The sequence below is a fragment of the Photobacterium iliopiscarium genome (genome assembly GCF_003026395.1).
GTDB lineage: Bacteria > Pseudomonadota > Gammaproteobacteria > Enterobacterales > Vibrionaceae > Photobacterium > Photobacterium iliopiscarium.
Genome location: NZ_PYOO01000004.1, coordinates 257,069 through 269,360, shown reverse-complemented (window position 1 = coordinate 269,360; position 12,292 = coordinate 257,069). Strand labels below are relative to the sequence as shown.

At 36.5% G+C, this 12,292-nt stretch carries 11 protein-coding genes; 7 read left to right on the top strand and 4 right to left on the bottom strand.

The annotated features are described in order from the left end of the window. Positions 1-2 precede the first annotated feature (2 nt). Entirely contained in the window at positions 3-704 is a 702-nt protein-coding gene (locus C9J51_RS08865; protein ID WP_045039598.1) for a proline dehydrogenase, read from the top strand. A gap of 96 nt (positions 705-800) precedes the next feature. On the opposite strand, the gene C9J51_RS08860 is transcribed toward C9J51_RS08865, so the two are convergent. Beyond that, positions 801-1,103 (bottom strand): antibiotic biosynthesis monooxygenase family protein, encoded by a 303-nt coding sequence (locus tag C9J51_RS08860; protein WP_045038572.1) that lies wholly within the window; start codon positions 1,101-1,103, stop codon positions 801-803. Positions 1,104-1,444: 341 nt separating this feature from the next. On the opposite strand from C9J51_RS08860, the gene C9J51_RS08855 reads away from it, so the two are divergent. Continuing rightward, complete coding sequence (locus tag C9J51_RS08855) at positions 1,445-1,678, top strand: hypothetical protein (RefSeq protein ID WP_045039597.1); 234 nt, start codon at positions 1,445-1,447, stop codon at positions 1,676-1,678. A gap of 84 nt (positions 1,679-1,762) precedes the next feature. Here C9J51_RS08855 and C9J51_RS08850 read toward each other — a convergent pair whose 3' ends face one another. Next, positions 1,763-2,707: a DMT family transporter gene (locus C9J51_RS08850; protein WP_045038574.1), complete on the bottom strand. Its 945-nt coding sequence runs from the start codon at positions 2,705-2,707 to the stop codon at positions 1,763-1,765. 325 nt (positions 2,708-3,032) lie between these two features. Between C9J51_RS08850 and C9J51_RS08845 the strand changes: the two genes are divergently transcribed. Both C9J51_RS08845 and C9J51_RS08840 read left to right on the top strand, forming a co-directional pair. Next, complete coding sequence (locus C9J51_RS08845; RefSeq protein ID WP_107180552.1) at positions 3,033-3,476, top strand: hypothetical protein; 444 nt, start codon at positions 3,033-3,035, stop codon at positions 3,474-3,476. Between the two features lie 102 nt (positions 3,477-3,578). Further along, on the top strand, positions 3,579-4,199 hold the full coding sequence (locus C9J51_RS08840) for an HAD-IA family hydrolase (RefSeq protein ID WP_045038577.1): 621 nt from the start codon (positions 3,579-3,581) through the stop codon (positions 4,197-4,199). 133 nt (positions 4,200-4,332) lie between these two features. On the opposite strand, the gene C9J51_RS08835 is transcribed toward C9J51_RS08840, so the two are convergent. Next, positions 4,333-5,973 carry a SulP family inorganic anion transporter gene (locus C9J51_RS08835; RefSeq protein WP_052667865.1) on the bottom strand — a complete coding sequence of 547 codons (1,641 nt, stop codon included), beginning with the start codon at positions 5,971-5,973 and terminating at the stop codon, positions 4,333-4,335. Between the two features lie 300 nt (positions 5,974-6,273). After that, positions 6,274-7,485: an MFS transporter gene (locus C9J51_RS08830; protein WP_107274972.1), complete on the bottom strand. Its 1,212-nt coding sequence runs from the start codon at positions 7,483-7,485 to the stop codon at positions 6,274-6,276. Positions 7,486-7,583: 98 nt separating this feature from the next. Here C9J51_RS08830 and C9J51_RS08825 point away from each other — a divergent pair, with 98 nt between their 5' ends. The 3 genes from C9J51_RS08825 to C9J51_RS08815 all read left to right on the top strand — a co-directional run bounded on the left by C9J51_RS08825 (position 7,584) and on the right by C9J51_RS08815 (position 12,245). Continuing rightward, a complete protein-coding gene (locus C9J51_RS08825; RefSeq protein ID WP_045038579.1) occupies positions 7,584-8,534 on the top strand; it encodes a LysR family transcriptional regulator in 951 nt (316 codons plus the stop codon). A gap of 223 nt (positions 8,535-8,757) precedes the next feature. Beyond that, a complete protein-coding gene (locus C9J51_RS08820; protein ID WP_107274971.1) occupies positions 8,758-10,158 on the top strand; it encodes a Na+/H+ antiporter NhaC family protein in 1,401 nt (466 codons plus the stop codon). Beyond that, the gene (locus C9J51_RS08815; protein WP_045039596.1) at positions 10,158-12,245 is read left to right on the top strand and encodes a molybdopterin-containing oxidoreductase family protein; all 2,088 of its coding nucleotides are present in this window, start codon (positions 10,158-10,160) and stop codon (positions 12,243-12,245) included. Before C9J51_RS08820 ends, C9J51_RS08815 begins: the two co-directional genes overlap by 1 nt. Positions 12,246-12,292: the final 47 nt, after the last annotated feature.

The following is a 12,292-nucleotide window of genomic DNA, read 5'->3' as shown; positions in this document are numbered from 1 at the left end:
TGATGCAGCATAATGTAACTACAGTGCAGCGGTTAATTGATACGAGTCATGCTGCAATGATCTTATGGAATCAGCTTGGTTTTGAACTGCGGGCTGAAATTTTACGAGGTTGGGCGCAACAACTGCCGTTAAAGTCTGCCGCGATGGTGCAATTTCAATGTGCTAATGCACTTAAATATGCCGCTAAACATGTATTAATGCCTGGGCCAACAGGTGAGAGCAATACCCTTTATTGTAGTGGGCGAGGTGTCTTTATTGTTACTACGCAAGAGGGCATAACCGAAGAAGCAATTGTCGGTCAATTAACCGCTGCATTGGTATGTGGCAATTCAGTCTTAGTGTGTTTGGCGGATACTCAGTATGCCGAACGAATTGTTGCTCAACTTGAACACGTTGAGAGCCTCGCTAATGTGATCACCGTGGTCAGTGGTAGCGCGCTAGATACGTTAGTTCAGCACTCATCAACGGTTGGTGTTGCTTATTGTGGTGATGTTCAAGGTGCGCAGCAATTGGCGCGGCAGTTAGCACAACGAGAGGGATTATTGGCTCAATTAGTTGTTGAACTTGATGGTATCACACTGCCTATTATTGGCAGTCAGCGTTATTGTTTACGGTTTATTACTGAACGTACACGCACGATTAATATTACTGCGGTAGGGGGAAATGCAACCTTGTTAGAACTAGGAAGTGGGGATATTGGATAAATAAAAAGCCCTTAATGAATAAACTGACCATTTCTAAATGGGATCTTCAGTTCATTTACGTAGTAAGGGCTTTATGTCAGCTATGATTTTTATAGATTAAAGGCAGCTTTCAAACCCTTCAAAGTTTGGCGCACCTAAATAGATCTCTTTGTTGCCTCGCGCGTTAGCATGGGCTTTGCGGAATTGTTCTGACTGTGTCCAATCTTCAAATGCTTGGCGAGAGTGCCACACTGAATGAGATGCAAACAGAGTATATTCATCATTAGACGTCCCTTGCAGTAAATCAAATGACTGAAAACCAGGGACAGTATCTAGATAAGTATCACGATTTTTCCAGATATCGATAAATTCTTGTTCAGAACCTAAACGAATTTTGAAACGGTTCATTGCAACGTACATACGATGTCCTTAGTGAGTTTTGCTATACATAATAACTATTATTATCATATCAGTGGTCAATTTTACCACTGATAAAAATAGAATATGTATTTGCTAAAAAAGAACACCAGAAAAAGAAAATAGAGAAAAGAAACATAGGACACCCATAAGATTACTCGTTTTTTAATGCTTCTTCTATTTTGTGATCAATGACTAAGTTGGTAATTCTCTCAAGGTATAAACTGATGCCAATTCAAGAAAATAGATAGCATGATCATTATTATATTCATATGGTTACATGAGATCATTCCTATCTTTGAGCTTGATAGTCACGTTAATGAATTTGTGATTTGGAGAGGCAAATGAAGGCTGTTTTTTCTGGTAAAGATTGTAATAAAGAAAGTTCTACATATTGGTTTGATGTATCAATCAATATTATTGGTGAGGCCGATGGTCTTGTTCTCGGTGTTGTCGAAAGCCAGAATGAAGATATTTGTATTGTAGACTGTGAATCACATGGTATTAAAGGAGCATGGTTTGCGCCTTATGTAACGAATTTGCCAGATTATGTATCTAATGTAGAAAGAGCGATGTAGTCGTTTTCACACTTTTTAATGGCATGTTTGATGGGTGGCCTAATGAGCCACCCTTTTTGTTGTTAATTATAAGATGACGAACAATTAATTAAGCTGTTCAATCGGCTTATTTTTTTTCAATAAATGCGGTAATAATTGCATGGTTGCCACCGAGCCAACAATGACAATAATACCTATTATTGATAATGAAGTGAGATGAGCGGCTTTTATAATATTAGGCCACCATCCCATACTGACAACAAAAGCCGTTGACATAAAACTGATCACTGGGGCAACAGCAACAACAGCACTCACTTGAGCCGCAGGCCAGAAAACTAACGCTTTAGCTAATGCACTATAAGCAATTAACGTATTGAATGCACAAAATAAAGCAATACTCCAATCAAACGTTGTTAGTGCGGTAAATTGAGTAAAATCCGTTAATGGTGTTAATAGAACCATACCAATACCAAACACACACAGTAAAACGTTAGAGGTCGATATTTTAGCCATTAATGATTTTTGTAATAGGGTATAACACGCCCAAGATAATGCTGAAAATTCAATAATGCCAACACCAATTAGAACTTTACTTCCTGTATTTATATGCCCACTAATATTGGGATGGAAGAACAGAATAATACCAACAGCTAATGTAAATAAGCACGAAAGTTGGATTGCCGTTAAGCGTTCTTTAAAAAATAACAGGCTACCAAAAGCAAGAAAAAATGGGGCGACTTGAAAATTTAATTGTGCTTCACCTGGTGATAAATATTTTAAGGTTAATACAAAAGTAACATAGTTAAGTGTTAAGAATACGCCAGCAAATAAAAGTTTAATGATTTCCTTTATTGTTATTTTTCGAAATTGCTGCAAATTATTAGAGGTTAATTGAAGAATAAAAAGGATAATAAAAGCAATAAAGAAACGGAACCAACTCAATGATGTTGCATCAATAAATTTTTCAGAAAGTTTTAGAGCTATAGGCAATATTCCCCAGAATAAAAGTGTAATACTACTGTAAAGTAGGCCAAGCTTATTATTTGTCATAATGATTGTTCTTTATGTAATGATATAAATCTCAAGTAATATAAATGAAGTGCCAATAGTATTGTATGACAAATATCAAGATGGGAATGATTGAGCGTATATCTATATTTATTTAATTGATTTATATATTTATAAATCTAGTCATTTGTGTTTTTTGATGTTATTTTTTGTTTGAAAATTGAGAATTAAAATAGTTAATGCTGATAAGGTTAGGATTTTCTTATAGTTAAAGTTGTTGTTGCCTGCTTTCATCAGCCTCGGTATTGGGTATAATTACTTAATCATTAATGTATTTACATGTGTAAGCATCATTTAAGAGGTAGTTATGTCTAACAAATATGAGTCAATGGTCGGTGATTATTGTGTTGTTGTAAACGCAATTGAGTCTTACGTCGCTTCTAAAATTACAGACTTTGAGTATTGGGATGCTGAAGGTTCTAAGTTTTTTGTAGATACTGAATCAGCAACATATATGTATGACTATGTTGAAGCCGCTATCATTCTGGGTGTTTCAGAAGTACAAATGCAGCACTTTTTTGTGGTGCATTGTTGCCTAGGTGATTACTTAGATGGCCTAATCGGTGAAAAAGATCCTGAAGCTTGGGATATGAAAGATCAACAATTAGTGGTGACTTACACTGATAATTCAGAAGATGTATTTCAAATCGCTGATATCTGTGAATTAATGAGTAAAACTGAAGCAGTAGGTTGGACTTTTGCTGATTTAGTGAAAGCTGAGAAAGTATTGCAACAACAAGCAAATAGTTAATATTACGTATTAGATTGGATATGTGCCGTAATAGTGGCACGTATTCTAACCCTTGTTGTGATATTTGTTGTGTATTTCTACGTTAAGTGTAAGTGGTTATAAATGGTTTTAATTTTTGATTTTGATGGAACAATTGCAGATACATTTAATTTGTATATTGATGTAATGAGAAAGATCTATCATGAATATAATTTTAAATATATTGATGATGACGATATTGAATTATGTCGAGCGATGACCAGCAAAGAGATCATTCAATATTTAGGAATATCACCGTTACAAATACCAATGATAGCCCATCGAATTCGTGGTGATTTTACTCAGCGAATGAAAGAGCAAAAAATATTCACGGGGGTTGATTCTGTTCTTGAAAGCTTAAAACAAGAAGGGCATAAACTCTTTATATTGAGCTCTAATTCGGAAGAAAATATTAACATTTTTTTAAGATTAAATAATATTACTCAGTTTGATGCTGTCTTTTCTAAGTCAAGTATCTTTGGTAAATCAGGGATCATAAAAAAGATCATCAATAAGAATAAGATTATTACTGATGATGTTTATTATATTGGCGATGAAACACGAGATATTGAAGCAACTAAAAAAATTAATATTAAAAGTATTGCTGTTACATGGGGATATAACAATCGAAAGGCGCTTCTCGATAAAAACCCTGATTATATTATAGATAAGCCGCAACAACTTCTCGCATTATTAGCGATGTAAAATACATCAAAAAGACATTAAAGACAGGACACCCATAAGATCGCTATTTTGTGATAACCCATTGTTATATCTTCAATGTGGTCATACTTTTCTGGTGTATAAGTTATGGCTGTCCTATCTTATCTTTCTGAGTTTAACGGTATGCTGTAATCGCAACCTCAATATTTTTATACTCTATTTCTTGTCCTAATATGGTTAGCAAATTAGTTGTTTCAACTAAACGTCTAAATCTTGGGTGTTCAATATTAATAAAGATCAACGTTATGTTTCGGTGGGCTAATTTTTGACTTAATACTTCAATTTTATCAACGGCCGTTAAATCCATATCACTAATACTGCTGGCATCAATAATAACTAGGCGTAGTAAAGGGCGAGTATTGACGAGATTTAGAATACGCTCTTCAAAATATGAAAAAGTGGTGAAATATAAAGGTGCTGAAAAGTGAAGTACAGCAACATCTTCTTCTGCGGATAAGTTATGTTCTGGATTTAAACGAGAACGGTGTCCCCAGTGATCACCGTTAGGCTCACGAAATAATTCTTCACAGTTTGGGCGTGTAATAATAAATACGCTATGTAGTAATGATAATAAAACACCAAACATGACACCAATATCAATACGAAAAGTAACGATCATCAATATCGTTGTTAAACATAAATAGAATTCTTGGCGGTTTTGATGATAGATCCGTTTAATCTCATTCCATTTAAAAATACTCAAACCCACATACATTAAAATTCCAGCCAAGGTTGCTTTGGGAATTAAATGGAAAATGTTTTGAGCATAGAGTAAAACAAGGCAAATAACGGCAGCAGAAAATAATGCTGCCCATTTTGAGTGCGCGCCACCTTGTTGAATTAACATGCTACGTGGTGGGCTAGCATTACCAGGGAAGCCTCCGATTAAACCAGACAACACTGAACCTAAGCCAATACCTGCAAAATCACGATTAAAATTAGGCGTTGTATTACGATCTTTAATGGTACTAGACACCGCTGATGTTTGGACAATACAAATCATGGCGATCAATAATGCTAACGGAAAAATTGTTAACGCTTGATGCCAAGGTAAGCCAATAAAAGCCCAATGAAGTTCAAAACCAGCAGGATTTGATAATGTTGGAATATCGATGCTGTGTGAATTTAACGCGACTTCAATTGCGATGCTAATCGCTAAAGCAACAAGCGCTGCGGGAAAACGTTTATATTGGCGACTAAACCAGAAGATAAAGGCAAACACGCCGCCACCGATGAATGTCGTGATGAGATTCAGCTGTGTGATGTGCTGCGCTAAGTGGTAAAGCGTTTGAAATGGCGATGCTGAACTGTGCGGTAAGCCTAAAATCGAAGGCAGTTGGCTAACAATGATATGAATTGATACGCCCGCTAAAAAGCCTAGGGTTACCGGATAAGACAGTAAATTAGAGACCCAACCTAACTTAAATATATAAACACACAGTAAAATTCCACCTACCAGTAATGCTAATAATGACGCTAGTGCCATATATTGTACGCTAAATAATGTGGCGTAACTGGCAAGACTGACAGCAAAAATAGGGGCAATAGTTGAATCAGCACCACATGATAAATAACGATTGTTTCCAAAGATAAAAAAACCAAGACTGGATACAACAAAAACGTATAAACCATAAATAACAGGGAAACCAGCTAAATGTGCAGTTGCCATTTGAGCGGGAAGGGCAATTGCCGCAACTGATAATCCTGCAAAAATATCCTGACGCCACGCCATCATATTATGTACTTTATTTTGCATTTGATACTCCGATATCAAGATGACGTTATATAATTGGCGTGCATAATCTCATTCTTTATAAGAATATCAAAATAGATAATGCAACATGGATGGTGGTAACACTTTGAATAGGTAAAGATAAATGTATGATAGCCGTAGATAAAGGCAATAATGGCTATTTTATATTGCGAATGGTCTTGTTTTATATTTCAGATAGTTAGGTGTTGTATGTGAGCAACATACTGGGACATATAGAATATACGATCTGTTATTAAAATGAAGTGATGAGTGTTACCTCATCAGCTTCGTTGAGATGAAAATTTAAGCCGTGTGAGTGCGGGTATTTGGTTTTAATCGCACAATTAATGCGATTAATGGCGTTACGATAGCAAGCACTAAAATGCCGTTCCATCCTACATGTTGGTAAAGGTAGCCGCCGAAAGCAGATCCTATTGCCATTCCAATAAATACAAATGTAAACAAGATCGAATTAAGACGTCCTCTGGCTTCAGGCTGTAGGCTGTAAACAATCGTTTGATGTGATACTAACGATGCGTTAATACCAAAATCAAACAAGATGACACACACAACTAAAAACGCGATCTGAAAATGTATGGCGAGTAATGGAATAAGGAACATTGCGATAAACGACACTATAACAATACTAATCGTCAATAAGAGTATTTTATTTGCGCCTAAACGATCGGCTAGTCCGCCAGCTAACGGTGCAGCGATAGCCCCCGCGGCTCCGGCTAATCCAAACAGCCCCGCTGTGGCACTGCCTAAGTTGTAGTTATGTAATAAAAATACCGCGAGGGTTGTCCAAAATGCGCTAAATGCAACTGATAGTAATCCTTGAGCGATAACTGATTGTCTTAATTGCGGATATTGATGCCATAGTGGTTTTAATGATCGCATTATCTGTTGATAAGTAAGTGTATTTTGAGCCGGCATAGTGGGTAATGAAACCCAAAAATACACCATTAACATCATGATAGAGGCGGCGGCTAGTTGAAAGATAGCTTCCCATCCCCAAAATTGACCAATAATACCGCTAAAGACGCGTGATAAGAGTATGCCTGACAATAAGCCTGTCATGACAATACCAACTGATTTTCCTCTTTGACTAGGTGGCGCGATTGCAGTGCTTGCGAGCACGATATCTTGTGCTGTTGTTGCTAAGATGCCAATGAGTAAGCTTGTTATTAATAAATTTGGAAAAGTGGCACTAAGGCTACATAAGCCAAGTGCGCCACAAAGCAATGCTAATTTAGTAATGATCAGTTTTTTTCGATTGATCATGTCACCAAGAGGAACTAGGAAAAAAATACCTAGCGCATAACCGATTTGCGTTAACGTTGGAACCAGTCCTACTTCACTGATTTTTAGCTGAAAGGCGTGTGATAATAAGCCAATAATAGGCTGGCTGTAATAAATTGAAGCGACACTAAATCCTGCCCCGACAGATAAGCCCAATAGTTGTTTAAACGGTAATATTTCATTGTTTTTCAGTGTATTAGTATTGAGTGTCATCTTTGTTTCCGAGAACTAAAAATCTTTAGTAGGAATATGCCTGAACACGATACAATTTTGTAGAGGGCATTATCGTAATATTGTTATACACTCAGCGTATGAATATACATAATCCTAAAAATCTCGATCGAATTTTGTTACTGACAACGTGGGTAAGAATTGTTGAGGCTGGCAGTTTAAGTGCCGCAGCTAAACAGTTAAAGACGACTCAGCCTACGGTCAGTCGACGGTTACAATCGTTAGAACAGATGTTTAAATGCAAGTTAATGCTTCGCACGACACATCAATTAAAATTAACCGATGAGGGAGACACTTGCTATCAGTATGCTAAGCAGTTATTAGAGCAGTGGTCGATATTAGAAGATACGGTAGGGAGTGATACGACGTTAATTAAAGGTCGATTAAGGGTAAGAGCGCCACATGCTTTTGGACAACAACAATTAATCAAACCGTTAATGAAATATTTAACTATTTATCCTGAAATGCGTATTGATTGGCTCTTGAATGATACATCGCCTGACTTTCTTGCTGATAATATTGATTGTGCTATTCATGTTGGTGCAATTACAAATCCAAATGTTGTGGCGAAACTGATTGGTTATGTGCCACGTATTATTGTTGCAGCACCTGAGGTAATAAAAAAACACGGTGATATTAAGAATATTTCTGAATTACAACAATGGCCTTGGATCGCGGTTAGTACATTTTATAATCATGAGTTAATACTAAAAAATACGCTATCAAATGAGTTATCGGTATTAGGGATTGATCCGATTTTATCAACCGATAATCTTTATTCAGCATTGGAGTGTATTAAAGGTGGGCTTGGCATCGGTGCAATATCATCATGGTTAGTTAAACCTTATTTACTGACCGGCCAACTTGTCCATATGGCAGAGCATTGGCAAGCAGATCCATTACCTGTTTATTTTGTTTATCCCTATTCAAATTATTATTCGAAAAGATTGCGGTTATTTATGGAAATTATGACGATAGGGATCCAACAAATGATCGGAATAGATCCTAACGGTGATTATTCTAATCTGTAGATTATCTATAAGATTCCAACGCTAATGAGCAATGATAATGATACTTACATTGCTCTTAGAACAATCGGCGTTAAGTCACCAAATGTAATCGACAGTAGTTCTGATGTTACAAGTGATTGATTATCTAAATATATTGCATGTTTATGAATGTTATATTCCAATACAGAATACATTTAATCTGTATAATTATTCGCTCACTTTCATGTACCATGGGAATTAAACCATGCTGTCAGATACACCTCGATTACCAACTGTCACAGAATCATCTTTTTTATTAAGTATGATTACTCTTATATTAATGGCTGGAATATTATATGCAGGCCTTGATGTGCATATCTTATTAATTTGTACCGTTGTTCTTACGATGCTATTTAGTTATCGTTGTGGTTATGGTCTCACTAAACAAATAGATCTTATTGGTGATAGTTTAAAAGAAGCAACAGGCGCAATGTTTGCTTTTATTCTTATTGGTATGATCATTGGTGTTTGGATTTTATCCGGCACTATTCCTGCCTTAATTTATTATGGTCTTAATTTTGTTTCCGCTGCGTATTTCTTACCCGCAGGATTTTTAGTTTGTTGTGCAATCACTTATGCGACAGGCACGAATTGGGGCGCAGCCTCTACGATTGGCGTCGCGTTAATTGGTATGGGGTTAAGCTTAGGATTTCCTTTGCCTGTTATCGCCGGTATGATCATTTCTGGTGGGGTTTTTGGGGTGAATTTGTCACCTGTTTCAGACGTCACTATATTGGCATCAGCCACTGTTGGTAGCCAAGTACAAGACCATCTTAAATCACTTTCTATTGTTGGCTTACCGACAGTGATTATCGCGACAGTTATCTATTACTTTATGGGTAATTACTATATTGGAATGGGGACAACGAGCGTAAATCATATTGTCGAATTACAAAATACAATTAGCCATATTTTTCAGATTACTCCTATTGTTTTATTACCAATAATAATCACATTGGGAATGACTTTATTTAAAGTACCCTCACAGATAGCCTTATTTTGTGGTATTTTTTGTGGTGCGATCATTGCGATAATTATTCAGAGCCAACCATTAAATCAAATATTCTCATCCTTAAATATGGGGTATCAAATTCCATCTGGCGATCCTCTTCTCGATAAATTACTTATTCGTGGTGGGATCCAAAGTATGATGTGGACTTTCTCTTTAGCTTTTATTGCATTAGGTATGGGTGGATTATTACAGCATGTTGGTTTTCTTCGCGTATTATTAAAACGTATTTTACCGCATATTCGCTCTACTTTTAGTTTGGTTGCAACAACGCTTTTTACCTGTGTACTTGGTAATATGGCAACCAGTGAAGTTTATATCTCAATGATTTTAAATGGTTCACTTTATAAAGAAGTGTATGCTGATCGCGGTTTATCCCCACATATGTTAAGCCGATTACTTAATGAAGGCGCAATGACCTCGGGTATGTTGATTCCATGGACAACGGCAGGGGCATTTATGACGGCAACATTAGGTGTTAGTCCCTTTGTATATGCGCCTTATGCGGTATATGTGTGGCTTGTTCCTTTAATTACTTTGATGTCTGTTGCTATTGGTAAAACAGTATTAATTCCAACCTTATCAGAGAATGTATAATGAACAATGTTATAACTACAACATGTGGATTATGCAGTACTGGTTGCCGTATTAATGTTGATTGTAATGAGCATAATCAATACTCAATAAAAGGCGATAAATGCGATCCCGTTACGCATGGCGCATTATGTAAAAAAGGGCTTCATGCTATTGATATTATGCTTCATCCTGAACGCTTAACTCAACCATTAAAGCGCACAGGTAAGCGTGGTGAAGATCAATGGATAACGATCAGTTGGCAGCAAGCGCTTGATGAAATTGCTTTAAAGTTTAATCACACTCAAAATACGTTTGGTGACAATAGCTTATTTTTTAGTTACGGCTACTCAAAAGATTTTATTAATACTCAGTTATTGAAATTAGCCAATGCTGCTAATAGCGTTAATATTCATGGCCCGGAAACAGTCTGTTGGGCGCCATCAAAATACGGTAAAGAATATACGCTAGGCTATAATCCTGGCGCTGATATTAATCAACATACTGATTGTATTATATTTTGGGGTGTTAATAAGCATAATACCCGTTTTACTGAAATGCGGGCTATTAACCATGCAATAGAGCATGGTGCTACAACGATTTGTGTTGATCCTCAACAAACGCATCATGCTAAAAATGCAAATTATTGGTTACCACTGGTGCCAGGATCTGATCTTGCGTTAGCGATGGCAATGATTAAAATTATTATCGATAAAGCGTGGTATGACACCGTATTTGTTGCTGATTTTTGTTATGGTTTTTCAGCATTACAAAGTCATATTGATCAATTAGATTTATCTTATCTTGCTAATGAGTGTCAATTATCCATTGAGATGATCACTGATATTACACAGCAATATATCAACGCTAAATCTGCGGTAATAATAACAGGTAATGCGCTTGACCATAATCCGGATAGTTTTCAAGTTAATCGGGCTATTGCAATATTAATGGCGTTATCCGGTAATATTGAAATTCAAGGCGGACAATCAAAACCCCAAGGCAAATCATTAGTTAATGGTCGGTGGCCTTATGATCCACAAGATGTTGATCAAATATCGCCAACGATCAGGCAGCACAGTGTTGGATCACCACCGATCCCTGAGTCTTTCAGAGCCACCAGTCAGGGATTAATGGATGCGATGTTAACGGGTCAGCCTTATTCAATAAAAGCAGGGTTGATTGTTGGTACTAATCCAATGACCAGTTGGCCTGACAGTAATAAAGTTAAGCAGGCTTTTGAACAACTTGATTTTTTAGTAGTATCTGAATTATTTATGACGCCAACAGCCATGATGGCGGATATCGTATTGCCAGCCGCCAGTTTTTTTGAGTATGCAGGTGTGACTCAAGGACAAGACGGATCGATTCATTATCAGGCGTCATTACAACAGGTTGGTGATGCAAAGCCTGATCATCAAATTATTACTGAAATTGGTCACGCAATGGGGATCATGCCTGTTTATAATGACAATGATTTTTGGAAATCAGCGTTATCACCCGTTAATATTGATTTAATGCAATTAAAAGCACAAACAAGCATTCTTGCAGCTGTTGAGAACCAACAGACATTATCTTATTTATCGGTAGGTTTTGATACCCCCTCAGGGAAAGTTGAATTATATAGCCAAAAATTGCATGAATTAACCTTGGATCCTATTCCCGTATATAGACCTAATTTATCCGTAACAGATCGCTATCCATTAAGAGTCACTACGGCTAAATCTCGACATTATATGTTTTCTCATGGACGTCAAATATCATCATTAAGAGCGAGGCATCCTTTTCCTATTGTGAAAATTCATTCATCGTTAGGGGAAAAGGAGCACTTAAAAGAGGGTGATATTGCGGCAATAGAAACTGCGCCAGACAAGATTATTTATCAACGAGTTAAATTTGATGATAATTTAAATATTGATACCATTATTGCGGATTTGAGTTGGTGGTTTCCTGAAATGAAAAGTAAGCAATTATCAGGTGCTTTTATATCAAATTATAATGTATTAACGACTACAGATACCGGTACTCATTCAGATATAGGTAGCTTTTATATTAATGGCTTGCCTTGTCGTATATATAAAGCGACTAATATCGAATTGTCGACGATCTAAATAGAGAAAACCACATCTTATTTTTAATTGATAAGGTGTGGTTTTAT

Bases quoted from the DNA above. Each gene is read 5' to 3' on its own strand.
- C9J51_RS08860 (WP_045038572.1), bottom strand. From the start codon at position 1,103: ATGTACGTTGCAATGAACCGTTTCAAAATTCGTTTAGGTTCTGAACAA.
- C9J51_RS08820 (WP_107274971.1), top strand. From the start codon at position 8,758: ATGCTGTCAGATACACCTCGATTACCAACTGTCACAGAATCATCTTTT.
- C9J51_RS08830 (WP_107274972.1), bottom strand. From the start codon at position 7,485: ATGACACTCAATACTAATACACTGAAAAACAATGAAATATTACCGTTT.
- C9J51_RS08855 (WP_045039597.1), top strand. From the start codon at position 1,445: ATGAAGGCTGTTTTTTCTGGTAAAGATTGTAATAAAGAAAGTTCTACA.
- C9J51_RS08835 (WP_052667865.1), bottom strand. From the start codon at position 5,973: ATGCAAAATAAAGTACATAATATGATGGCGTGGCGTCAGGATATTTTT.
- C9J51_RS08825 (WP_045038579.1), top strand. From the start codon at position 7,584: ATGAATATACATAATCCTAAAAATCTCGATCGAATTTTGTTACTGACA.
- C9J51_RS08815 (WP_045039596.1), top strand. From the start codon at position 10,158: ATGAACAATGTTATAACTACAACATGTGGATTATGCAGTACTGGTTGC.
- C9J51_RS08845 (WP_107180552.1), top strand. From the start codon at position 3,033: ATGTCTAACAAATATGAGTCAATGGTCGGTGATTATTGTGTTGTTGTA.
- C9J51_RS08865 (WP_045039598.1), top strand. From the start codon at position 3: ATGCAGCATAATGTAACTACAGTGCAGCGGTTAATTGATACGAGTCAT.
- C9J51_RS08840 (WP_045038577.1), top strand. From the start codon at position 3,579: ATGGTTTTAATTTTTGATTTTGATGGAACAATTGCAGATACATTTAAT.
- C9J51_RS08850 (WP_045038574.1), bottom strand. From the start codon at position 2,707: ATGACAAATAATAAGCTTGGCCTACTTTACAGTAGTATTACACTTTTA.